This window comes from Xanthomonas sp. NCPPB 1132 (assembly GCF_056629235.1).
Genome location: NZ_CM152819.1, coordinates 3,634,687 through 3,658,359 on the forward strand (window position 1 = coordinate 3,634,687; position 23,673 = coordinate 3,658,359).

Here is a 23,673-nt window from a genome sequence, read left to right on the forward strand (position 1 = left end):
GCCAATTCGGAAAAAAGTTCAGCGCCCCTCAGCGGATCGCCGCCCCACGACGTTAACCGGCGTTCCGTTAGGCTGGCGCAAGGCCAGCGGTCGCGGGACGCGCCTCAATTCCCCTGCATTGGGATTTGACGCGACGGAAACAACCTCTGGATGATAACGATCTTCTCCATACACAAGCGGATGGTCCTCCCCATGCTTTCAGGCTTCGACGGGCTCCGATTCAGTCACTGGCAAGCGGACATCCGCGGCGACGGCATCGTCGTGCTCAGCCTCGACCGCCAGGACGCGCCCGTCAATGCGCTGTCGCAGGACGTGCTGCTGGAACTGGGCAATCTGCTCGAGCGCATCGCCATCGATCCGCCCAAGGGCGTGGTGATCCGCTCGGCCAAGGACAATGGCTTCATCGCCGGCGCCGACCTCAAGGAATTCCAGGAATTCGACCGCCGCGGCACCGTCAACGACGCCATCCGCCGCGGCCAGGCCACCTTCCAGAAACTGGCCGAGCTGCCCTGCCCCACGGTCGCGGCGATCCACGGATTCTGCATGGGCGGCGGCACCGAGATCGCCCTGGCCTGCCGCTACCGCGTCGCCTCCAGCGATGCGGCCACCCGCATCGGCCTGCCCGAGACCAAGCTCGGCATCTTCCCCGGCTGGGGCGGCAGCGCGCGCCTGCCGCGGCTGATCGGCGCGCCGGCGGCGATGGACCTGATGCTCACCGGGCGCACCGTGTCGGCCTCGGCGGCACGTGCGATGGGCCTGGTCGACAAGGTCGCCGCGCCCGCCGTGCTCACCGATACCGCGGTGGCGCTGGCGCTGTCCGGCAGCACCCGTCCCTTCAAGCAGCGCGCCACCGCCTGGGCCACCAATACCTGGCCGGCGCGCAAGCTGCTGGCGCCGCAGATGCGCAAGCAGGTGGCGCGCAAGGCGCGCAAGGAACACTACCCGGCGCCGTACGCGCTGATCGGGGTGTGGGAACGCAGCGGCGGCAGCGGCATCCAGGCGCGCCTGGACGCCGAACGCAAGGCGGTGGTCAAGCTCGCCAGCACCCCGACCGCGCGCAACCTGATCCGCATCTTCTTCCTCACCGAGCGACTCAAGGCGCTGGGCGGGAAGGAGCACGGCATCCGCCACGTGCACGTGGTCGGCGCCGGGGTGATGGGCGGCGACATCGCCGCCTGGTCGGCCTACAAGGGCTTCGAGGTGACCCTGCAGGACCGCGAGCAGCGCTTCATCGACGGGGCGCTGAGCCGCGCCGGCGACCTGTTCGCCAAGCGTGTCAAGGACGACAGCAAGCGCCCGGCGGTGGCGGCACGGCTGAAGGGCGACCTGGCCGGCGACGGCGTGCCGAGCGCCGACCTGGTGATCGAGGCGATCATCGAGAACCCGCAGGCCAAGCGCGAGCTGTATCAGTCCCTGGAACCGCGCATGCAGCCGAATGCGCTGCTCAGCACCAACACCTCCTCGATCCCGCTGACCGAACTGCGCGAGCACATCCAGCGCCCGGCGCAATTCGGCGGCCTGCACTACTTCAATCCGGTGGCGCAGATGCCGCTGGTGGAAATCGTCTGCCACGACGGCCTGGCGCCGGAGAACCAGAAGCGGCTGGCCGCCTTCTGCAAGGCGATCGACAAGCTGCCGGTGCCGGTGGCCGGCACCCCCGGCTTCCTGGTCAACCGCGTGCTGTTCCCGTACATGCTGGAAGCAGCCACCGCCTATGCCGAGGGCATTCCCGGCCCGGCGATCGACAAGGCTGCGGTCAAGTTCGGCATGCCGATGGGGCCGATCGAACTGATCGACACCGTGGGCCTGGACGTGGCCGCCGGCGTCGGTGCCGAGCTGGCGCCGTTCCTGGGCCTGCCGATTCCGGCGGCGCTGCAGACGGTGGAGCCGGGCAAGCGCGGCAAGAAGGACGGTCAGGGCTTGTACGCGTGGGAGAACGGCCGTGCCAAGAAGCCCGAACTGCCGAAGGACTACCGCGCGCCGGACGACCTGGAAGATCGCCTCATCCTGCCGCTGCTCAACGAAGCGGTGGCCTGTCTGCACGAGGGCGTGGTCGCCGATGCCGACCTGCTCGATGCCGGCGTGATCTTCGGCACCGGCTTCGCCCCGTTCCGCGGCGGCCCGATCCAGTACATCCGCGCTGCCGGCGCCGATGTCCTGCTGGCACGTCTGCGCGCCCTGCACACGCGCTACGGCGAGCGTTTCGCCCCACGCCCGGGTTGGGAGTCGCCGGCGTTGCGCGAACCGGTGGTCTGAGACGCTCAGGCGATTACACGTAGGAGTCAACTGTCATGCACCTGCGATGGCAGGAGGAGCGTACGAGGCCTGATCGCGCGCGATGGCATTGAGCCAGCGCAGGAACTTGTGCATGCAGGCGACGATGGCGACCTTGGCCGGTTTGCCGGCTGCGCGCAGACGCGCGTAGGTGTTGGCCAAGGGGGATTTGGCGCGGATGCTGGCCCAGGTGGCCATGTACAGCACGCGCCGCACGTCGGCACGTCCACCTTTGATGCGGCGCTGGCCTTTCCAGCAGCCGCTGTCGTGATTGAACGGGGCCAGCCCGACCAGGGCAGCGAGCTTGCGTGGCGGCAGCGTGCCTAGTTCTGGCAGCCGCGCGGCCAGAACCGCGCGCAGGATCGTGCCGAGCCCAGGCACCTTGGGTAAGCTCGAGCAGGTCTTGCCCTGCTGCTCGATCTCCTGCGTCAACGTCTGGATCTGCTGGTTCAGCAGGGCGATCACCTCTCGGCAGCGGTGTTGCACCTTGGCGCTGGTGATGTGCTCCAGGCGCCGCCGATGGGCATCACGCTGGCTCACCAGGGTGGCACGCAGGTCCAGCAGTTCGCGAAGAGACTGCTGGTGCTCAGGTACCACGGGCGTGGGCATGGTCGGGATGTGCTGGGCGGCGATGGCCAGCAGGCGCGCGTCCAGGGCATCGGTCTTGGCATGCAGGCCCAAGGCCTGGGCGAGCTTGCGCGGACGATCGGCGGCCATCCGCACTGCCGGCAGGTCCGCCTCTCGGAGCACCTGCAGCACGGCATGTTCGTAGCCGCCACTGGCTTCCAGCACGATCCGCTCGCAGCCCAGCTCGGCCAGGCGTTGGGCCAGCGCACGCTGCCCCTGTGGCGTATTGGGTTGGGTCCAGGCCTGCTCGTCCGGCAGGACATGAATGACCAGTTCGGCCTTGGATACATCGATCCCGACATGGCGTCGCATAGACGTTCTCCGCAGTAGACTTATGGACGAGAGCGCTCCTGCCGATGCCCATGCTTGTGGAGTTCGAGCTCGTCACTCGGGCAACTGTTCGGGCTTGTCAGGCAGGAGAACCGGAGTGCGGCGGCGCTGACTCCTACTCGTGCTTGCTGGCACTGCGGCTAAACGGCCTGCCGCACTCCGCTCTCACCTGCAACGATAGACCCTTATTTGACACAAGCGGTTTCAACCGCGACCTGCATCGCCGGTAAACGCCGGCGACCAACTCCCAACGAAAGACGCGCGCTGCGCCTGCACGAACGTCATCGCGCAGCAGCGCCAATCACGGATGCGAATGCCCGTGCGCATGCCCATGGGCATGCGCATGATCGTCATGGCCATGCCCGTGATGACCGTGGCCACCACCCTCGCTCGCCGCCGGCGCGCCGCACGGCGTGGCGCCGCAATGGCCGGCTTCCATCTGCAGGGTGATGTGGTCGATATCGAACTGCGCGTGCAGGCCATCGCAGAGCGCGGCGCGCAATGCGTCGGCGTCGGCACCATCGGCCACCACCACGTGCGCGGTCAGCGCCGGGGTGCTGGAGGCCAGCGCCCACACGTGCAGGTCGTGCACGCTGGCCACGCCGGGCGCGGCCTGCAGGTAACCGCGCACCGCATCCAGGTCCACGCCCTTGGGCACGCCTTCCAGCAGCACGTTGACCGCTTCGCGCAGCAGCACCCAGGTCCGCGGCAGCACCCACAGGCCGATCAGCACCGCCAGGATCGGATCGATCAGCTTCCAGCCGGTGACGCGGATCGCCAGCGCGCCGACGATCACCGCCACCGAGCCGAGCATGTCGCTCCACACTTCCAGGTAGGCGCCCTTCATGTTGAGGCTCTCGCCGCTGCCGGCCTTGAGCAGGCGCATCGAGATCAGGTTGATCAGCAGGCCGAACGCGGCGATGCCGAGCATGCCGACGGTGGCGATCTCCTGCGGCTGGCGGAAGCGCTGCACCGCCTCCCACAGGATGTAGCCGGCGACCACGAACAGCAGCGCGCCGTTGACCAGCGCACCCAGCGCCTCCAGCCGCGCGTAACCGTAGCTGCGCTTGGCATCGGGCGGGCGCCGGCTCAGCCGCACCGCGATCAGCGCGATCATCAGCGCCAGCGTATCGGTCGCCATGTGCGCGGCATCGGACAGCAGCGCCAGGCTGTTGGTGAGGAAGGCGCCAGCGACCTCCACCACCAGGAACAGCGCGGTGAGGCCGAGCGCCCACCACAGGGGGCGCTCGTGGCGGATTTCGGTAGGGGCGTGGCTGTGATCGTGGCCCATGGGGCGACCCGGCGGCGATGCGAAGGAAGATGGCCGCTACCTTAGGCCGCCGCCTGCGCGGAGACTATTACACCGTTCGACAGCAATACCTTTCGACAGCGGCACTCGCTCTTGTGCAGCCGATGGACCGCAAGGACACGGCAACCAGGCACACCAGATGCCGGGCTCAGCAAGTCTGGTCGCGGCCCGACCTGCCACACGCTGGCCAAGGAAGGGGCGCGACGCATGAAAGCGCGGATCTCGGCATGGCGGCCGAGACCCGCACGGCGCTCAACGGGCCCGCGTCGCCGATGGCGCGCCGGCGCTCTGCAGCTGCTGCGCCTTGGCCAGGTGCTCGGCCACGTGGGTGCGCGTGGTGCGCAGATGCGCGGCCACGTCCGGGGTCTTCGCAGCGGGGATCAGGGTGCTGTCGAGCATCTGCAGGGCGGCCTGGTGATCCTTGACCATCGCCATGACATAGGCCTGTTCGAAGCGATCGCCGTCCAGGGCCTGCAGCTTGCCGGCCTCCGCCTTGGCCTTCTGCATCTGCTGCTGCGCCGGCGCGGCCTTCGCATCAGGACCCCACGGCGCGATCTTGGCGTTGTTGTCCGAGTGCTCCTTGACCATCTGCATGGCGTAGTCGCGCACCGGGCCCTTGACCTGCTTCTGCAAGGCCAGGTTGCCGGCGTTGATCTCGCTGGTGTTGATCGCCGACAGCACGCCGAGCGCCTGCTTTTCGTTGAGCGCGGACGCGCGCGCGCCTTGCGCGCCCTGCATGCCGGTCGACGTCTGCGCGGCAGAGGTCGACGGCGTTTGCTGCTGCATCGCGCCGGGATCGGCACTGCCGGCCTGGCCGGACGTATCGGTCTGCGCATGCGCAAGACCGACGCCGAGAACCGATATCAGCGCCAGAGAGAACGCGGAACGGGAATGACGCATGACAATCTCCTTTTGCATGGCAGGTATCGCCATGCTCCGCGACCTTTCGTGAGCGCTTGGTTGAACGTGGGTGCAGGCGATGCGAAATGCTGCAGATGCACGTGGACTGCGGCGCCCGCGCCTACGGCAACCAGCGCAGCAGCAACACGCTGAGGCTGGCCAGTGCCAGCAGCGAGAGCGTGCCGGCCGCCAAGACGCGACCGCCGGACGCAAGCACCGTGCGCAGATTCACCGACAGTCCCAGCGCGGCCATCGCCACCAGGGTGAACAGCAGCGACAGCGACTGCGCCGCTTCGATGAGCAAGGCCGGCAGCACGCCCAGCGCGCGCAGGCCCATCATGCCGACGAAGCCGACCACGAACCACGGCACCAGCGCGTGCGCCGGGCGCCGCTGTGTCGATGATCCACCACGCACCAGCCCCAGCAGCAGCATCACCGGCCCGAGCATCAGCACCCGCATCAGCTTGACCAGCGCACCGACCTGCGCGCTCAGCGCGCCCACCGGCACGGTCGCCGCCAGCACCTGCGGCACCGCGTACACGGTCAGGCCGGCGAGGATGCCGTAGTGGCGCTGGTCCAGGCCCAGCACGGGCACCGCCAGCGGCAGCAGCAACACCACCAGCACGCCCAGCGCCGCGGTGAAGGCGATCGCTGCAGCGACGTCGTCGGAGTCGGCGTCGATCACCGGCGCCGCCGCCACGATCGCCGAATTGCCGCAGATCGCATTGCCGCAGGCAACCAGCGTGGCCAGCCGCGACGGCAGGCCCAGCGCGCGACCGATGCCGTAGCCAATGGCGATCGCCAGCAGCACCACCGCGGCGATGGCAGCCAGCAACAGGCCGCCGGCCGCGCCGATGGCGCCGATCCCGACCGAGGCGCCGAGCAGCACGATGGCCAGTTCCAGCGGCAGCTTGGCGGCGAAGGCGATGCCGGCGTGCGTGGACGGCGGCAGGCGCCACGCCGTGCGCAGCAAGGTGCCGAGCACGATCGCGAACACCAGCGCATCGATCCAGCGCCGGCCCAGCCACTGCAGTTGCGCGCGCTCGGCAAGCCAGGCCAAGGCCGCCACACCGATGGCCAGGGCCAGCCCGGGCAGCAGGGTGGAAGGTCGGTGCAGTGGCGCGTGCATGGGCGTCATCCGGATGAAGTGGCGACAGACTGCGCCCGCAAACCGTTCCGATCCATCGCATAATTGCGCACAGTTCATTCTGCTCATCCGAACATTCCCCCATGACCCTGGAACAACTCGCGCTGTTCGTGGCGGTGGCCGAGCGCCAGCACCTGACCCTGGGCGCGCAGGCCGCCCACCGCACGCCGTCGGCCGCCAGTGCCGCGATCAAGGCGCTGGAGCAGCAGTACGGGGTGGCGCTGTTCGACCGGGTCGGCCGCGGCCTGGCGCTGACCGCGGCCGGTGCGGCGTTCTGCGAGGACGCCAAGGCGATCCTGGCGCGCAGCCGTGCGGCCGAACTGGCGCTGAGCGAGTGGCGCGGCGTGCTGCGCGGCACCCTCGACCTGCACGCCAGCCAGACCGTGGCCAGCTATTGGCTGCCGACCCGGCTGATGGCCTTCCATGCGCGCTATCCGCAGATCGAGATCCGCCTGAGCGTGGGCAACACCGACAGCGTGGCGCGCGCGGTGCGCGAGGGACGCGCCGAACTGGGCTTCGTCGAGGGCCGCGTGCAGGCCCCCGAACTGCTGAGTTCGGCGCTGGACCACGACCGGCTGCGCGTGGTGGCCGCACCGGACCACCCGCTGGCCGGGCGCCGCCGCCCCGGGCTGCCGCGGCTGGTCGCCGACAGCACCTGGATCATGCGCGAGCCTGGCTCGGGCACGCGCTCGGCGTTCGAGGCGGCGCTGCGCGATGCCGGCATCGCCCCGGAACGCCTGCGCGTGGCCCTGTCCCTGCCCTCCAACGAAGCGGTGCTGTCGGCGGTACAGGCCGGGCGCAGCCTGGCGGCGATCTCGCAACTGGCCGCGGCGCCGTGGCTGGAGAGCGGCCGCCTGCAGGGCATCGAGGTGACGCTGGCCGAACGCACCTTCCATGTCCTGCGCCACCGCGAACGCGGCCTGGGCGCGGCGGCCGCCGCCCTGCTCGACTTGCAGGCGCAGCCCACCACGGCCTGAGCGTGGCGTGGCGAGGAGCGAGACGCGACGCGCGACATCCATTCCAAAACGAGATAGCCCTCGGCAAATGCTTCATTGGAATGGAATGCCTGTCGCTTCTATCCTCGCTCCCGGTCTCTCGCGCGCCAGGGCAGCGGAAAGGGGATGTCCACGGCGCCGCCGCCGGACATGCCGCGCATGCCCCGCCGTGTCGACGGACACGTCATCGAGGACAGCGATCGGGACAGCCCGCAGACATGCACGGCGCCCTGCCGATGCCTCCCGGGCCGGACATCTCCGGCCCACGCCAACTTGCTCGGTCACTTTTTGTCCTGGGAGGGAACAAAAATGCCTTTGGAACAGTCCCGTCGCCCGCTCGGCCGGCGCGCGCACCGCCCTGCCGCCCGCACCCTGCTGGGCGCGGCCATCGTCCTGGCCCTGTCCGGCAGCTTCGCCGCGCACGCGCAGAGCACCAGCGCCGATCCCGCGGCCACGCCACCCGCCAAGCCCGATTCCACGACCGACGCCAAGACCGGCCAGCAGCCGGTCACCCTGGACAACGTGATGGTGGTCGGCCAGCGCGCCAGCCTGGAACAGGCAGTGCAGGCCAAGCAGCTCGACGACCACGTGGTCGAGGTCATCTCCGCCGACAACATGGGGCAGATGCCCAACGTCACCGTGGCCGAGGCGCTGGTGCGCCTGCCCGGCGTCAACGGTACCCGCGACCGCGGCAACGAAAGCCTGGCCACCGTGCGCGGCCTCGGCCCGCGCATGACCATGGGCACGGTCAACGGCCGCGAGATCGCCTCCTCCGAACCCAACCGCGCGGTGCGCTGGGAAGTCTTCCCCACCGAGATCGTCTCCACGGTCAAGGTCTACAAGACCCCGTCGGCGGACCTGATCGCCGGCGGCATCGCCGCCACCGTGGACATCTCCACGATCAACCCGCTCGATCACACCGGCCCGACCTTCGTCGCCACCGCCGGCCCGGTCTACTACGACGAGGCCAAGGACGCGCGCGACTACTCGCCGTGGGGCCAGCGCCTGGGCGCGAGCTGGATCCACCGCATCAACGACAACCTGGCGGTCGCGCTCGGCGCCACCTACCAGAAGCAGAAGAACGCCGGCGTCTCGATCGGCACCTGGGGCTACACCGACGCCAGCAACGCACGCGACGTGGATGGCGACGGCAAGGTCGACTACACCCCCTGGGGCGCGGCCGACCAGCTCAAGCTGACCGAGCAGACCCGCACCGGCGCCATGGGCACCGTGCAGTGGCGCTCGGGCAACCTGGAACTCAAGCTCGACGGCCTGTACTCGCGCATCCGCATCGACGAGGACCAGCGCCAGAACTGGTTCAACAACCTCGGCTACAGCATCTACTCGGCCAGCAATCCGTACACCACCCCGGGCTCGTCCTACACCATCGTCGACGGCGACGTCGTCGCCGGCACCCTGGCCAATTCCAACCTCCAGGTGGACCACGTCATCGCCAACTACAACGAGGTCAAGACGCTGGCGGCCGGCGGCCTCAACGCCAAGTGGAGCGGCGACGTGTGGACGCTGGGCAGTGACCTGTCGTTCTCGCAGGCCAAGCGCGACAACGACTGGCGCGCGGTGCGTTTCGGCAGCAACCCGGACACGGTGTCGTTCGACTTCCGTCATGGCGTCACCCCCACCATCAGCACCAGTTCCGACGCGCCGGAATGGGGCATCAGCGGCCAGACCGAGCCGCAGGCACTGCGCGACCGCATCGCCGCGCTGGCGCTGAGCGTGAGCCGCGCGATCGAGGATTCGCCGGTCACCGCGCTGGAATTCGGCGCGCGCGCCTCACGCCGCGAGAAGCAGAACCGCCACTTCACCAGCTTCCAGTCCGGCTACAGCCAGCCGATCTCGGCCTACCAGGACCTGATCTATCCGGTGACGATGCCGGACCTCAACGTGCCGACCCTGACCGGCGGCGACCTGGACGCGATCGCCAAGCTCGGCTTCGGCGGTTTCGATCCGAGTCTGGCCACCGAGCAGCGCCTGGATCACTGGAACGTCGAGGAGAACGTGCGCGAGGCCTTCGCCAAGGCGGTGTTCAGTTCGCAGTGGTTCGGCGTCGACGTCACCGGCAACGCCGGCGTGCGCGTGGTCCACACCGACACCGACAGCCATGGCTACGACACCGTCGGCGGCGTGGTGCAGCCGAGCAGCGCCGGCAAGACCTACACCGACGTGCTGCCCAGCGCCACGGTCAACTTCCTGATCGATCCCGAGCGCATCCTGCGCGTGTCGGTGGCCAAGGTGATGGCGCGGCCGCCGCTGGACGAACTTCGCACCGGGCGTGCGCTCGACGACCCCAACACCACCGTCGGCCAGCTCACCGGCAGCGGCGGCAACCCGCAGCTCAATCCGTTCCGCGCCACTCAGCTCGACCTGTCCTACGAGCGGTACTTCCACAAGGAAGCGCTGGCGGCCCTGGCGCTGTACCGCAAGTGGGTGGATTCGAGCATCGGCTACAAGACCCAGCACGAGACCATCGACGGCCGCGACTATTTGATCAGCGGTCCGTTCAACGGCGGCGGCGGCTACATCAACGGTGCCGAGCTGACCTTCCAGACCCCGTTCTTCTTCATCCCGCACATGGAGAACTTCGGCATCTACTCGAACTACTCGTACGTGGAATCCAACCTGCACGAGTTCTCGCCGGCGGACAATCCGCTGCCGCTCAGCGGCCTGGCGCGCAACACCGGCACGCTGGACCTCTGGTACAACAACAGCAAGTTCGAAGCGCGGATCGGCTACAAGTACCACAGCCCCTACACCGTGGTGTACGGCTGGAACGCGGCGCGACTGGCGCGACTGGAGAGCGAAGGCACGGTGGACCTGAGCCTGGCCTGGCGCTACAGCGAGCACCTGGGCTTCAAGTTCCAGGTCGGCAACCTGACCAACGAACCGCTGCGCGCCTACAGCGACAACAAGCGCAACCGGCTCGCCAACCAGGACGATGGCGGCTACCAGCTGTTCGGCCGCCGCTTCGCCCTGGAAGCGACCTACACGTTCTGAGCCGGTGGAGACCCGCATGCGATCCAGACGCACCTGGCTGCCGGCGCTCGCGCTGGCCCTCGCCACCGCCCTCGCCGCGCCCCTGGCCGGCGCCGGCACGCTGTACCTCGGCGCCGACCTGTCCTACGTCAACGAGATGGAGGATTGCGGCGTGCAGTACCGCGACCACGGCGCGGTGCGCGACCCGTTCGAGCTGTTCCACGCGCACGGCGCCAATCTGGTGCGCGTGCGCCTGTGGAACGATGCGCGCTGGACCCGCTACAGCGACCTGAGCGACGTCAAGAAGACCATCCGCCGCGCGCGCGCACAGGGCATGCAGGTGCTGCTGGACTTCCACTACTCCGACGACTGGGCCGACGGCGAGAAGCAACTGATCCCCAAGGCCTGGGCCAACATCACCGACCAGGACGAACTGGCGCGCACGCTGTACGGCTTCACCTACGACACGCTCAGCGCGCTGGACCGCGCCGGGTTGATGCCGGAACTGGTGCAGGTCGGCAACGAGAGTAATTCCGACCTGATGGACAGCCAGCCCTGGGACAAGCGCCGGCCGATCGACTGGACCCGCAACGCCAAGCTGTTCAACGCCGGCATCAAGGCGGTGCGCGACGCCGGCGCGCGCTCGTCGATCAAGCCCAAGGTGATGCTGCATATCGCCCAGCCGGAGAACGTGGAGCCGTGGTTCGCCGACGCCGCCAAGGCCGGCGTGCACGACTTCGACTTCATCGGCATCAGCTACTACCGCAAGTGGTCGCGCGAGACCATGGACCAGCTTGGCGCCACCATCAAGCGCCTGCGCCAGCGCTATCCGGCCGAAGTGATGGTGGTGGAGACCGCCTATCCGTGGACGCTGGAAAGCGGCGACCCCTCGCCCAACCTGCTCGGCGCCGACTCACTGATCAAGGGCTACCCGGCCACCCCACAGGGCCAGTTGAACTACCTGGTCGACCTCACGCAGCTGGTGGTCGACAACGGCGGCAGCGGCGTCGTGTACTGGGAACCGGCCTGGACCAGCAACACCTGCAAGACCCGCTGGGGCGTCGGCTCCTCGTGGGAGAACGCCAGCTTCTTCGATTTCCGCCATGGCAACGAGCTGCTGCCCGGCATCGGCTTCATGCAGCACGCCTACCGACCGGCGCCGGCCACGACGGCCGGCAAGGGGGCCGCGCCGGTGCAGGACGCGCAGCCATGATCGAACTGAGCCGCCGCGACCTGCTGCGCTCGCTGGTCGCCGGCGGCGTGCAGGTGGCGGTGCCCGGCGCCGCCGCGGCGCTGGCGCCGGCCGCGCTGGCCGCCACGCCCACCGGCAGCGATGCCATTGCGCCGCTCTCGCTGGATCTGGACGACGATGCTCCGCGCCAGCGCTTGCTGTGCGACGGCGGCTGGCGCTTCCATCTCGGCAACGCCGACGATCCGGCCCGCGACTTCAATTTCGGCACCTTCCAGCGCACCTACGCCAAGGCCGGCAAGGACACCGCCGATGCGGCCCTGCTCGGCTTCGACGACAGCGATTGGGAGCGCATCGACCTGCCGCACGACTGGGCGGTGGCGCTGCCGCCGCGCCAGGATCCGACCTCCACCCTGGTCAACGGCGAAGACCCGGCCGCCGCGCACGGCTACATGCCGCTGGGCCGCACCGATCCGCAGACCAGCATCGGCTGGTACCGGCGCGTGCTGGAGATTCCGGCGGAAGACCTGGGCAAGCGGATCAGCCTGGAATTCGACGGCGTGTTCCGCGACTGCATCGTGTTCTGCAACGGCCACATCGTCGGCCGCAACGGCAGCGGCTACTGCGGCTTCGAAGTCGATCTCAGCGACGTGCTCGACTACGGCGCCAGGAACATCATCGCCGTGCGCGTGGACGCCACGCTCGGCGAAGGCTGGTTCTACGAAGGCGCCGGCATCTACCGCCACGTCTGGCTGCGCACCACCGACGCGCTGCACGTGCCGATGGACGGCGTGTACGTGCGCAGCGCCTGGGACGGCGGCGACGCGCAGGCGCTGGTGGAGACCGAACTCGGCAACCACGGCGCGACGCCGCGGCAGTGCAGCGTGGTCTCGGTGATCCGCGCGCCGGACGGGCGCATCGTCGCCCAGGCCAGCTCCGCGCCGATCACGGTCGAGCCCGGCGTAGTGCAGCGCGTGCAGCAGACCCTGGACCTGGGCGCGCCCGCGCCGTGGTCGCCGGAACACCCGCAACGCTACACGCTGTCCACGCGCCTGCTCGGCGACGGCCGCACCTGCGACGCGACCACCACCCGCTTCGGCGTGCGCCGCCTGCAGTTCGATCCGCAGCGCGGCCTGCTGCTCAATGGCGCGGCCTACAAGCTGCACGGCACCAACAACCACCAGGACCATGCCGGCGTCGGCACCGCCATTCCCGACCGCCTGCACGAATGGCGCCTGCGCCAGCTCAAGTCGATGGGCTGCAACGCCTACCGCAGCGCGCACAACCCGGCCTCGCCGGCGGTGCTGGAGTTGTGCGACCGGCTGGGCCTGCTGCTGATCGACGAGACCCGGCGCATGTCCTCCGACGACGAGGCCATGGCCGAACTGACGTCGATGGTGCGGCGCGGCCGCAACCATCCCTGCGTGATGCTGTGGTCGCTGGGCAACGAGGAGCCGCAGATGGTCACCGCGCGCGGCGCGCGCATCGTCGCGCGCATGCAGCGCCTGGTGCGGCGCCTGGACCCGAGCCGCCCCACCACCTTCGCCATGGACAAGGGCTTCGACGACGGCGTCGGCCAGGTCGTGGACGTGGTCGGCTTCAACTACCGCACCACGCAGATGGATGCCTTCCATGCGCGCCATCCGCAGATCCCGGTCTACGGCAGCGAGACCGGCAGCACCGTCGGCGTGCGTGGCAACTACCGCACCGACGACGTGCGCGGCTATGCCCGCGCCTACGACCTCGACTACCCCTGGTGGGCGAGCAGCGCCGAAGCCTGGTGGAGCTATGTTGCGCAGCGCCCGTACATCGCCGGCGGCTTCGTCTGGACCGGCTTCGACTACCGCGGCGAGCCGACCCCGTACAACCGCTGGCCGAACGTGGCCTCGCAGTTCGGCATCCTCGACAGTTGCGGTTTCCCCAAGGACAACTACTGGTACTACCGCGCGCAATGGACCGCCGCGCCGGTGCTGCACCTGTTCCCGCACTGGAACTGGGACGGCCTGCTGGAGGAGCGCGACAACGGCATGGTCGACGTGTGGTGCCACAGCAACCTGGACGCGGTGGAACTGCTGGTCAATGGCGTCAGCCAGGGCCTGCAGCAGGTGCCGGCCTACGGCCACGTCGAGTGGCGCGTGCGCTACGCGGCGGGCCGCATCGAAGCGCGCGGCTACCGTGACGGCAAGCAGGTGCTGACCCAACTCCGCGAGACCGTCGGCGTCCCGGCCGCGGTACGCCTGCGCTGCGAACGGGCGAATCTGCTGGCCGACGCCGAGGACGTGGCCGTGGTCGCGGTGGAGATCGTCGATGCCAAGGGCCGCGTCGTGCCCACCGCCAGCGACGCCGTGCGCTTCGCCGTCCGCGGCCCCGGCCGCCTGATCGGCGTGGGCAACGGCGACCCGTCCAGCCACGAACCCGACAAGGCCGACCAGCGCCGCGCCTTCAACGGCCTGTGCATGGCCTTGCTGCAGACCACGCGCGATGCCGGCACGCTGACACTGGAAGCGACCGCGCCCGGATTGGCGCCTGCGCGGCTGGCGCTGAAGAGTGTGCGCACCAGGCCGCGGCCGTTCGTCGCCTGAGGCGGCCGCGTGGTTTCAAGAAGCTACGCGGCGCCATCGTCATGCGCGGCGACTAGGTGATCCTATACGGCACTGGCGCGCCGACTACGCCCGCCCAAGCCGTGGTCGGCACACGCGCTACGCACAATGAAGTGAAGCCGCTGACGCTTCATTCCGAAGCCGATCTACGACGCCTCGCCAGCATCGCTGCACCCACGAAGCTGCATCGCCCCAGCGATGCCCGCTCCCCCACCGCGCATCGCGGCGAGGGAGCGCCAGCCGTCATCGCAAGCGCGAGAAGGCACCGATCCCGGCGATCGCCAGCCGCTCGGCGGGCAGCGCCGTTTCGGCGAACGACAACCGCAGGTAACGGATCTGCCGGACCTCAGGGAAATTCAGCCGCTGGGTGGAGAGCGCGTAGGCGATATTGGACAACTCGCCGCCGCCGGCCGGCTGCCAGTGCTGGCCATCCTCGCTGCTTTCTGCGCGATAGCCCTTCGGCGGCGCCGCACCGTTCATCACCGTGCGCGAGGGGGTGAGGCTGAAGCCGGCGACCTGGCGAAGCGCACCGAGGTCGATGGTCACCTGCACGGGATGGCCCGGCGTGGGAGCGGGCACGACCCAGATCGTGCCGGCATCGTCGTCGAGCAACTTCTCCGCTCCCGGCGCGCTGGCCGCGACGATGCGCCAACCCGCGGTGGACAGCACGTCCGGCGCGTTCGTCGCGGGCCGCGCGACCGCAACCGGCGCCACCGCGCGGAACAGCGCGAATTCGCTGATCGCCGGACAGACCGGTGCCTCGAGCACACGCAGGCGCACACGGCGCGCGGCGACCGGACGATCGAGCCGCAGGATCCGCTGCGCGCCGATGCATTGCGCTTCGGCCAGGCGCTGCCATTGCCCATCCACCTCGGCTTCGATCGCGAAGCGGGTGACACGCACGCCCAGCGGCAGGTATTCGCGCAGCCGGATCAGGTCGAAGCTCTGCGCCGCCGACAGTTCCAGCGTCAGCGTCGGCGTGGTGACGTCGTCCGGCGTGGACCAGTAGCTGTCCGGCTGGCGGTCGAGCACACGCTCCGGCTCGAACCCGGGACCGCGCGACGCGCTGGCGCTGGCCTTGGCGCCCTTGGCCAGATCGATGGCGAAGCTGGCGCGGATCGCGTCGCCGAAGCTCTTCAACACCGCGACGTCATGGTCGGCGATGCGGCCGCGTCGGTCCGGCGGAAGATTGAGGTTCATGTTGGTGCCGCGCGCGACCGAGGTATCGAAGTAGCGCACCAGATTCTCCGGGCTGCGCACCTTGCCGTCTTCGTCGGCATGGTAGAACCAGCCCGGGCGGATCGAGGTGTTGGTTTCCGCAGGCCACCACAGGGCCGCGCCACGCACGCCAGCGTTGCCGTTTTCCTGCGTGTAAGGCGCATTGGGCATGGTCGGCCAGCACGGATCGCCGGCCACGCCCTCCTCGTTGCCGACCCAACGGATATCTGCGCCCAGCGGGTCGAAGGTGCAGGCCATCGGCTGGTGTTGGTGGACCAGCTCGATCATCCGCGGCCAGTTGTAGTAGGCGGGGGCATCGATCTTGCGGGTTTCGCGCGCTCCGCCGTAGTAACCGTCGCCACCATTGGCGCCGTCGAACCAGAACTCGAACAAGTCACCATAACCCGTGCACAGCTCGACGATCTGCTTGCGGAAATAGTCGAGATAGCCGGGACGTCCATACTCGGCGTGGTTGCGATCCCAGGGGGAGAGATAGATGCCGAAGGCCAGGCCGGCACGCCGGCACGCCGCGGCCATTTCGCCGACGATGTCGCCCTTGCCGTTCTTGTAGGGCGAATTGCGGATGCAATGCTCGGTCAGGCGCGTCGGCCACAGGCAGAAGCCATCGTGGTGCTTGGCGGTGAAGATGATCCCTTTGAGGTTGCCGGCCTTGGCCGCGGCGACGATCTGATCGGCGGAGAAATCGCTGGGATCGAATCTGCGCGGATCTTCGTCGCCGTAACCCCATTCCTTGTCGGTGAAGGTGTTCATCGCAAAATGCACGAAGGCGTATTGCTCCCACCGGTGCCACCGCAGCTGCCGCGCGCTTGGCACGGCGCCCCACGGTGCCGGTCCTTTCGGGCGCGGCGCGGCCACGATCTGGGCGGCGGATGCGCTGAAGCCCGCGGCGACGGCCACGACACCCGTGGCAAGAAAGGTACGACGATCGATCATGGACGCCTCCGGCTCTACACAAGCCCGGATCTTAGCTTTTCCAACGGCGAAACAGTCCTGCCCGAAGCGACACACGGTCGTTCAACGGACACAGCGTCACCGTGTGGCCGGTCCGCCGCCGCGTGCTCGGGAATTGCACTGCGTGCTGTCGCCGATCCACTTTTTTACGGACAATTGCAGTTGGCGCCGAGACGACTCGCACGCAGTTTCTGCGGACTCGGCATTGCACATGCTGCGTCCGCACCGGACATTCGCTGTCTCGCGCTTGGCCTTCCTGCCGTTGCCCGTGGAAACGGTGCGGCCCCGACGTTGCACCGTGGATCGGCAGGTGGCGCATCGAACCACGCACCGGGCTGGCGCCGCGCCGCGCTGTCATTTGCTGCGGGCACCCGTCCATACTTGTCCACGGACCGTCACCCCGAAATTCATTAAGTCACTGAATCAGATGCAGAATCGAGAAAAGACCCAAGTCCCCGGAAGCGCAGCGGAGCACACCCCGCTGATGAAACATTACTTTTGTGAGCTGGCCAGATAGGCGATTTCAGGTGATTTTGCGCAGTCTTGAGGGCCAGTCCGTGTGCTGGAGCTACATGGGAGCTACATGTCCGCTCTCGGGCAACTCGGTGAATTGCCCGCGTTGGGGCTGCGCAAGATCCACAATGTAGATCCCCCGTTTCACGGACTCTGCTTTGGGAGGCCAAACCGTGCCATCTGGCCAATACACCCCGCTTCCCCCACCCCCGTAGCGCCGTTCTTCACCAAGCTCCTTGAAGCTGCCCTCACTTACCCCAGCAACGGCCACCACGACAATAGGCGTGCCTAAGGCCTTGGCCCATGCTGATAAGGGTTCAGTCCAATAAGGCTCTCGCAAATCCGCGCCGAAGGTGGGCACGATGATCGGGCAGCCTTTACTCACCCCCAGGTGCAGTGCCTCAGCCATCATCTTGGCTGTTTGACCCTTGGCCTTATTCCAAGGCTCACAGACATCTGAGCAGATCATTGGGAAAAGGCGGCGGCGTCCCAAGCTCCACATCTTCGCACCCTGTCCGACCACACCCTCTTTCCGCCAAGGAACACGCTTGAAATAGTAATCAAGACTGAGTTTGCCTTTCGTCAGAAAAATGCTGTTCCGGAGAGTCGCGCCTTCCATAACATAGCCGCCTGCCACAAAGGGAATTTCGGATCCAACCTTTTTGAGGAGATTTCTTGCTTCATCAATCTCAAGATCGGCTTTTTTGTCTGCGAAGGGAAAGTGTTCTGGAAACACGGCAAGATCGACTTTTGCATGAGAGCTTAGAACACTCAGCAACTCATTTATTTGCGCAGCCGCTTTATTTCCCGATACCTTCTCTACTTCCTGCGCACGCAACTGAAACAGTGCAATCTTCATTGATCACCTCCTTCTGCCTGCCAGAGGTCCAGCGGCAGATCATTAAAAAACGGCAGAACGCGGCTCAAATACTAGTGAGCTGATCGCGCAGTCATGGCTACTGACTGATAGCTAGGTTAGCACTCCAATATATTCAAGCGGCAAGGCGTATCTTTCAAGCCATGCCGACACAGTCTCTAGACCAAAAAGATCGCCATAGACGGATCCCATATATTTCTTCAAATTATTTCATGCCGAAACACTTGACAAAGCTCTTTTACACCATAGCTTGAATGCATCGGCAACAAAACATCGATTGCCTTTGTGAGCAGAGATGCTCACTTGCCCCATACGTGGGGCTTGAAATGAGATACTCACTTGCCCCATACGTGGGGATTGAAATGAAGTAGCTTCTACGACGTTTAGTCGGTTTAGAAAGTAAAAAGCCACTCATCAAACTGAGTTGCATCGTTCAACGCCGTTTAGGCGGATCAAAAAAAATGCTCCGGGAAACCGGAGCATTTTTCTTACGTTCCTTATTTTACGCTTGCTGCATCAGACATAGAATCCACCCGCTATCTCGCGCTGGGCGCAGGTGAACTTGAAAAGACCCGTCAACTGGAAACATTCAAACACCTTGATCACGCTGTTCCCGAACAGATCAGTGCCAAGGGCACAGGGCTTGGCCAACAGCACGAGGGCTCATGCAAAGCAAACTGTCAGATGTGAATAAGCAATCAGGACTACCCCTTCGGAAGAAGTAGTCTTGATGCTTTACACAACTAATCTTTAAGCGCTTCCGTCCTACATCGATGGCTTCGGAGGACGAAACTTCAACTCCCAATGCGCTACTCCAGCCTCGCCATCATGCAAAGGCACATCCCCAATCGTTGTCTCAGGCGTCAGCACTTCGATCGGCTGGATCTTGAAGTTCTTTTCTAAAGCCTCAGCCGCTTCGACCATCACCTTCCTAGCTTGCTTGATCCGCCACTCCTGGATCGCCTGGATCCGAGGGGATACATGCAACTTGGCTCGCGCCACACGCTGCCGGGCCCTCGCGACCACTTTGGTATCTGGGTGGTTCTCTTGCTCGGCAAGCTTGGCCTGCGCATCGAGCACTGCCATGCGCGCTTTGTAAGGCCGCACCAAGGTGTGCGCATACTTGTTGATTGAGCGGGCCAACATCTCGGTGTCTTCGAAGAGGAACGGTTTAGTGGGGTAGCTATCGACTCGCCGGCAAACAAGCGTGGCGTAAGCGCGCTCGAACTCCGGCTCAATTTGGATGCCGGGGATCTGCCGAAGCACTTCCAAAGACTGCTGCGCTACCTCTCGCTGGGCTTCCAGCCAGTCTTCGATCAGCTGCGCTTCGGCATTGAGCACCTCTGAGTCTGGTCGGCCCGAGGAGCGAGCAAGCCTCGTCACGCGACCAAGATGTCGAGCTTGTCCACTGTAAGGCGTGTAAAGCCCTGGGCGGGGGGCAGCTTGGCGAGCCAAGCGTTCTTTGATCTGTTGCAAGCGCCCCGCCGCCCGCGCTCTAGGCTGCGCGAGGTGCCTTTTGCCCCCTGACGAACTCTGTGCCTTAGATCGGTCCCGAAGCGCTGACGCGTGACTGTGTGACGGCGGCACTGGCTGCACAAGCGTCCCACTGGCTTTCATGTGCGCAGCAACGATGTTCGAGAGCGCAATGGCTGCGTCTGCCCCGTGCCGGCCCCGCACTTCTGCGGTGAAGTTGGTTTTTCTCATCAGCGCAACCTTCGCTTTGCCCATGTGCTTGCCAGGGCGGCGCGTTAGTTCCCGGGCGCGCTCAAAGTCTCCCTTCATGGCCGCTTCCCGGGCCTGGGCTTGGAGAGTTCTTGGGTCGACAGTCTTCTGGATGCCCGCTCTTCGAAGGTGTCGGTTGATCTCGGCCGCAATCTCTTTGCGAAGCGCTCGCACTGCGCGTGTGCCCTCCCCTTGCCTGGCGTCGAACTCCGTTCCTGCGCGCTCACCGAAGCCACCCGGTCCAACTTGGCGCGAAGACATCAGAAGGTGGACATGGTGGTTGCGCCGGTCGCCATCGCGACTGGGCAAGTGGACTGCGACCAGCACAGCAACCTGGTGGCGATCGACCAGCAGTTGCCCAAGGCTCAATGCCAGATCCTTACGCTGCTCATCGGTGAGGCTTTGCGGGAGCGCGACCTCCACCTCGCGAGCCACGATCGCGTTCTTTCTGGTCTCAGCCGCTTCGTTTGCGTTCCAGAACTTCTCGGCGTCTTGGCACCAATTGGGCGAGCCCTTGGGTGCAAGCATTTGCGCGAAGGCAACGCCATAACGGCGCGAGTATCCGTGGCGCAGACCTGTGGCCTCGTCGACCAGATCAAAGCCCGCTCGGTAAGCTGCTGCCGCGACGGATGAGTCGCCTTTGCCGCGACCAAAAGATTTCATGTGTGAGTGATAAATAGCCATCTAGGCCCCTATTCATGTTTGTGGAGAAAACATAAAACAAGAGCATCTTCGAGTTGTCTAGGCGCCGATGGCAGTGGCGTTTGTGTGCCTAAAATCTCAGGGTTTTTTGATCTGTTGAGCGGCGTAAGCCGATCAACGAGGTGGCCAACGGCCACCGCACCGACGACCTGTCGGCGGCGCACGGTTTTCGAGAATCGAAAACCATCAGTGCGCTCTTGCTTTCAGATTTGGGGTTTAGCCGTATGCGAGGCGAACGCTCGCAACCAAAGCACTCGCGTCGACACCCAAAGAGACCAGCAACGGCCCCTTTATGAACATGAACGATAGATAAACAACTGCAATTTATTTTTTCTTGCCACGCTTGCCGGCGCCTGCCGATGTCGGCTTTTTGATTCCAGCTTTGCGCTGCAATCGGGCGACCTCTTTGCGCTGCTCATCTATGGAAAGCTTGGTCAGCGCAGTGACGGCCTCGGCAATCTCGCGGGTCTCTGCGTATAGAGCAGCCAGTGGCATGTCCAGTTCGCTGGCAAGGCGCTTAGCGGTGCGTAAGTCGCACTCGTTGACGGCGTTCTCGTAGCGACTGATCCGTGTGCGGGCCACCTCAGCGGATATCCCGACCGCCCCGCCGAGGGCTTCTTGGGCCAGCCCAACAGCAAGGCGCGCCTCCCGCAAACGTTTGGCAAAGATCAAGCGAGCGTCGTCGTTCGGATCCAAAAGGTGACCACAAGCATGCAATGTGACGAACGAGCATGGCGCCTCCTACTTGTCGTGTCTGTTACTTTTTCAGTAACATGCCAGCGCGTCAAGTTCAAGCTCGCCATTGCCGAGTCATCGCCCTCTCACTCTTAGGAACTTTGTATGCGCAACGCACGCCTTACCGTTGTCGGGATGTTGATCGTCTTCTTGGCTGGTTGCTCAGGCGGTGGGCCTTCCAAGGACCAACGACAGCGAGCCTTCTTGCAATACATGAAAGAGGAAGGCAGCGATAACGCGAAGATCCGCGACTTCGAAAGCAGTAGGTGTGAGAAGTCGGAAAGCGCACCGAGCTACTCGTGCGACGTGAGCGCCAAAGTTCAAGCAACTGGGCACGACTTCGGGAACGAGTTGGACGGGATCTACACCTTTGCCGAAATCGGAGGCATCTGGAAGGTCACCGGTCGTATCCAGTGACGCAAACGTTTGCCCTTAGTCCCAACAAGGAACGCTCATGACGATTTGGAACCTGCTGTTTTTCTTCGCGCTCGGCGCTGGCACCTTGATCGCACTCGCCATGAGCAAGACGCTGAAAACGCGACGCGCAAGCGCTGACTTTCAAGAGAATTTTCAGCGCTACTACGGCTACAAGAACACCGACATTGCGCTTTCTACCGCTCGCTCAGCAGTGAAGTTGCGGTCCGGCCGGGACATCAAAAATTATCAGTTCAGCGATGTGCGTGCTTGGGAAAAGCATTGGCACAACTCACGTCATGAGGGCACGCTCACGCTCAATGTCCGAGACATCGATCATCCGGTGTGGACGATCAAGTTTGGCAACGAGACGGAGATGAACAAGTGGTACGAGCTTGTAAGTCAAGCGATCAATGAGAACTTGAAGCTCTGACCTAGCAATCACCAGGCGAGGTGCCCGGGCTTGACGGCGAAGTGTTCTCTGCTACGAATCGAAGGACCTCAACACTGGATTCGTCACCATGCCTTCTGCCGTCCACTCCCCTGCTAGGCCCCTCGACCCGCAAGAAAGCCAAACGCGCCAAGAGCACGTGGAGACCTGGATCGCTCAACAAAACGCGGCTGGCTTTGGCGTTGATCAGCACATGACGAATGCCCTCAATGCGTATCTTGATGGTCGTGTGGATCTCCCTGGGCTGCTAACCGAGCTTCGTCGTCCCTACTTGAACTGAGTCTACCAACGGATGCCGGCATGATAGGCATCCTCGCCACCGAGGTCTCAACAGCAGAAGTGTCCATGCCCAGTCCTTGGCGCTCTCGATGGGCCTGTTCCGCCCTTTGGTCATCCGACACGCTCAACAGCCGCCCCTCTTGGCGATAGCGGGACAGAAGCTGCTCAAAGCTTGCTTGCCCTTGGACAAAGATCCCGTTGCCTCGCATCGCTTCTAAGCGGTCATTCAAGCTTCGATGCTCAACCGCATCGCCAATGCCGGCCTGGGCAATATGTGCATAGATGCGCTCAGCGATCATCGCGCGAATCCACTGGATTTCCGCTAGACCGTTGATGCGCCCATCTAGAATGCGCGTCTTCTGCGTTAAACCAGAGGCTTCCATGCGCCTAGTTGTCGCAAGCAGATGGCAATAGAAGTAGCGCGCGTCGTCCTTCGTCGGTCGATGGTGGCTCGCTTGCAAAGCAAAGCCAAAGCGCTCAATCAGGCGATGCGCGATATCAACCACCAACTCCCAGCGCTTGGGGTCATCAAGTTCGTGTGGCAGCGCAATGGCAAAATCGCGGCACACCGTGCTGTTGTGCCGTCGCTCCGCCGCTTCTGCAGCCGCCCAAAGCGCCTGTGGGTCATCTACCCATGCCGGCGAACCAGGTGGCGCCAGGCAACGCGACTGGATGATGCCGCCCCTACCCCGGTAGTCATGGCGCGCACCTGACTTGGGATCGGTGAGCAAATAGCCGCCGCGATAGGCGGCGGCTGCGATCGCAGAGTGCCCCTTTGCTCGGCTGTAAGTCTTGATGCGGGTGTGGTAAATGGCCATGCGATTCTCCTGATGTTGGAGAAACACTTTCTCTAGATTTTGAGAAGCGCAAGGCTTTTGGGATCACTATTTTTTGCTGCTTTTCGTTGCCTAACTGATGGAACTAGCGAGCAGTTCGATCGACCTCAAAGATGCGTCCCAAGCTGACGAATGGACGGGTTGGATGGCAAAGCTCAGCGCTCCATGTAGCAAAGCGCTTGACCGCGCCACGGGGATGGTCACCAAGGGGCTGTCCGTCCATGCGAAAGGCGATCTTGTCGCCGTCTCCCCATTGGCTGTGGATCTGACCAACCACCACCGGTCCATCTGGCGTAAGTGATAGTGATGCGGTATCCACCACATCATGTGCTGGGGGTATCCCCTCTTTCACTGATGCGAACCATCCGAACGGCTCGGCCAGAGTCAGACATGGACCCATGCCGTCTCCTACCTTAAGAAGCCAGCCTGCGCGCTCGCCTTGGAGCATCAAGAAAGCGAGAACAGGCTCGGTTTCTTGATGCTGATTGTTGACCAGCATTGCCCAACTCTCTCGGAACAGAAAGATGCTGCCAGGTGATAGGTCATTGGGAAGCCGATCTGCAAAAGCTTGTGCGGGAATGCTCATCGATTT

Annotated in this window: 17 protein-coding genes; 7 read left to right on the top strand and 10 right to left on the bottom strand. The window is 65.2% G+C overall.

Features of this window, described 5'->3' with window-relative positions:
• Nucleotides 1–192: 192 nt before the first annotated feature.
• Nucleotides 193–2,256, top strand: a complete 2,064-nt coding sequence (locus AC1G9L_RS15520) for a 3-hydroxyacyl-CoA dehydrogenase NAD-binding domain-containing protein (RefSeq protein WP_019800038.1) — start codon at nucleotides 193–195, stop codon at nucleotides 2,254–2,256.
• A gap of 33 nt (nucleotides 2,257–2,289) precedes the next feature.
• Here the strand turns inward: AC1G9L_RS15520 and AC1G9L_RS15525 are convergent, their stop codons facing one another.
• From AC1G9L_RS15525 to AC1G9L_RS15540, 4 genes are all read right to left on the bottom strand, one after another.
• Nucleotides 2,290–3,213 (bottom strand): IS110 family transposase, encoded by a 924-nt coding sequence (locus AC1G9L_RS15525; protein WP_481069444.1) that lies wholly within the window; start codon nucleotides 3,211–3,213, stop codon nucleotides 2,290–2,292.
• Between the two features lie 319 nt (nucleotides 3,214–3,532).
• Nucleotides 3,533–4,522: a cation diffusion facilitator family transporter gene (locus AC1G9L_RS15530; protein ID WP_019800447.1), complete on the bottom strand. Its 990-nt coding sequence runs from the start codon at nucleotides 4,520–4,522 to the stop codon at nucleotides 3,533–3,535.
• Between the two features lie 270 nt (nucleotides 4,523–4,792).
• Nucleotides 4,793–5,440 carry a DUF4142 domain-containing protein gene (locus tag AC1G9L_RS15535; protein ID WP_019800446.1) on the bottom strand — a complete coding sequence of 216 codons (648 nt, stop codon included), beginning with the start codon at nucleotides 5,438–5,440 and terminating at the stop codon, nucleotides 4,793–4,795.
• 121 nt (nucleotides 5,441–5,561) lie between these two features.
• Nucleotides 5,562–6,569: a YeiH family protein gene (locus AC1G9L_RS15540; RefSeq protein ID WP_481069445.1), complete on the bottom strand. Its 1,008-nt coding sequence runs from the start codon at nucleotides 6,567–6,569 to the stop codon at nucleotides 5,562–5,564.
• 101 nt (nucleotides 6,570–6,670) lie between these two features.
• On the opposite strand from AC1G9L_RS15540, the gene AC1G9L_RS15545 reads away from it, so the two are divergent.
• From AC1G9L_RS15545 to galA, 4 genes are all read left to right on the top strand, one after another.
• A complete protein-coding gene (locus AC1G9L_RS15545) occupies nucleotides 6,671–7,564 on the top strand; it encodes a LysR family transcriptional regulator (protein ID WP_481069446.1) in 894 nt (297 codons plus the stop codon).
• A gap of 327 nt (nucleotides 7,565–7,891) precedes the next feature.
• Entirely contained in the window at nucleotides 7,892–10,594 is a 2,703-nt protein-coding gene (locus AC1G9L_RS15550; protein WP_481069447.1) for a TonB-dependent receptor, read from the top strand.
• Between the two features lie 16 nt (nucleotides 10,595–10,610).
• Entirely contained in the window at nucleotides 10,611–11,786 is a 1,176-nt protein-coding gene (locus tag AC1G9L_RS15555) for a glycoside hydrolase family 53 protein (RefSeq protein ID WP_481069448.1), read from the top strand.
• A complete protein-coding gene (gene galA, locus AC1G9L_RS15560) occupies nucleotides 11,783–14,344 on the top strand; it encodes a beta-galactosidase GalA (protein ID WP_481069449.1) in 2,562 nt (853 codons plus the stop codon). Before AC1G9L_RS15555 ends, galA begins: the two co-directional genes overlap by 4 nt.
• A gap of 261 nt (nucleotides 14,345–14,605) precedes the next feature.
• On the opposite strand, the gene AC1G9L_RS15565 is transcribed toward galA, so the two are convergent.
• The 4 genes from AC1G9L_RS15565 to AC1G9L_RS15580 all read right to left on the bottom strand — a co-directional run bounded on the left by AC1G9L_RS15565 (nucleotide 14,606) and on the right by AC1G9L_RS15580 (nucleotide 21,038).
• The gene (locus tag AC1G9L_RS15565; protein WP_481071156.1) at nucleotides 14,606–16,534 is read right to left on the bottom strand and encodes an alpha-L-fucosidase; all 1,929 of its coding nucleotides are present in this window, start codon (nucleotides 16,532–16,534) and stop codon (nucleotides 14,606–14,608) included.
• A gap of 586 nt (nucleotides 16,535–17,120) precedes the next feature.
• A complete protein-coding gene (locus AC1G9L_RS15570; RefSeq protein WP_481069450.1) occupies nucleotides 17,121–17,924 on the bottom strand; it encodes a hypothetical protein in 804 nt (267 codons plus the stop codon).
• Between the two features lie 783 nt (nucleotides 17,925–18,707).
• The gene (locus AC1G9L_RS15575; protein WP_481069451.1) at nucleotides 18,708–20,348 is read right to left on the bottom strand and encodes a MobA/MobL family protein; all 1,641 of its coding nucleotides are present in this window, start codon (nucleotides 20,346–20,348) and stop codon (nucleotides 18,708–18,710) included.
• A gap of 342 nt (nucleotides 20,349–20,690) precedes the next feature.
• The gene (locus AC1G9L_RS15580; protein ID WP_429003227.1) at nucleotides 20,691–21,038 is read right to left on the bottom strand and encodes a helix-turn-helix domain-containing protein; all 348 of its coding nucleotides are present in this window, start codon (nucleotides 21,036–21,038) and stop codon (nucleotides 20,691–20,693) included.
• 168 nt (nucleotides 21,039–21,206) lie between these two features.
• Between AC1G9L_RS15580 and AC1G9L_RS15585 the strand changes: the two genes are divergently transcribed.
• Nucleotides 21,207–21,518, top strand: a complete 312-nt coding sequence (locus tag AC1G9L_RS15585; RefSeq protein ID WP_019799220.1) for a hypothetical protein — start codon at nucleotides 21,207–21,209, stop codon at nucleotides 21,516–21,518.
• A gap of 37 nt (nucleotides 21,519–21,555) precedes the next feature.
• The gene (locus AC1G9L_RS15590; protein WP_019799219.1) at nucleotides 21,556–21,948 is read left to right on the top strand and encodes a hypothetical protein; all 393 of its coding nucleotides are present in this window, start codon (nucleotides 21,556–21,558) and stop codon (nucleotides 21,946–21,948) included.
• A 224-nt stretch (nucleotides 21,949–22,172) separates the two neighbouring features.
• On the opposite strand, the gene AC1G9L_RS15595 is transcribed toward AC1G9L_RS15590, so the two are convergent.
• Nucleotides 22,173–23,063, bottom strand: a complete 891-nt coding sequence (locus tag AC1G9L_RS15595) for a MobA/MobL family protein (protein WP_481069452.1) — start codon at nucleotides 23,061–23,063, stop codon at nucleotides 22,173–22,175.
• A gap of 103 nt (nucleotides 23,064–23,166) precedes the next feature.
• Nucleotides 23,167–23,667, bottom strand: coding sequence for a hypothetical protein (locus AC1G9L_RS15600; protein WP_481069453.1), 501 nt, complete (start codon nucleotides 23,665–23,667; stop codon nucleotides 23,167–23,169).
• Nucleotides 23,668–23,673 lie beyond the last annotated feature (6 nt).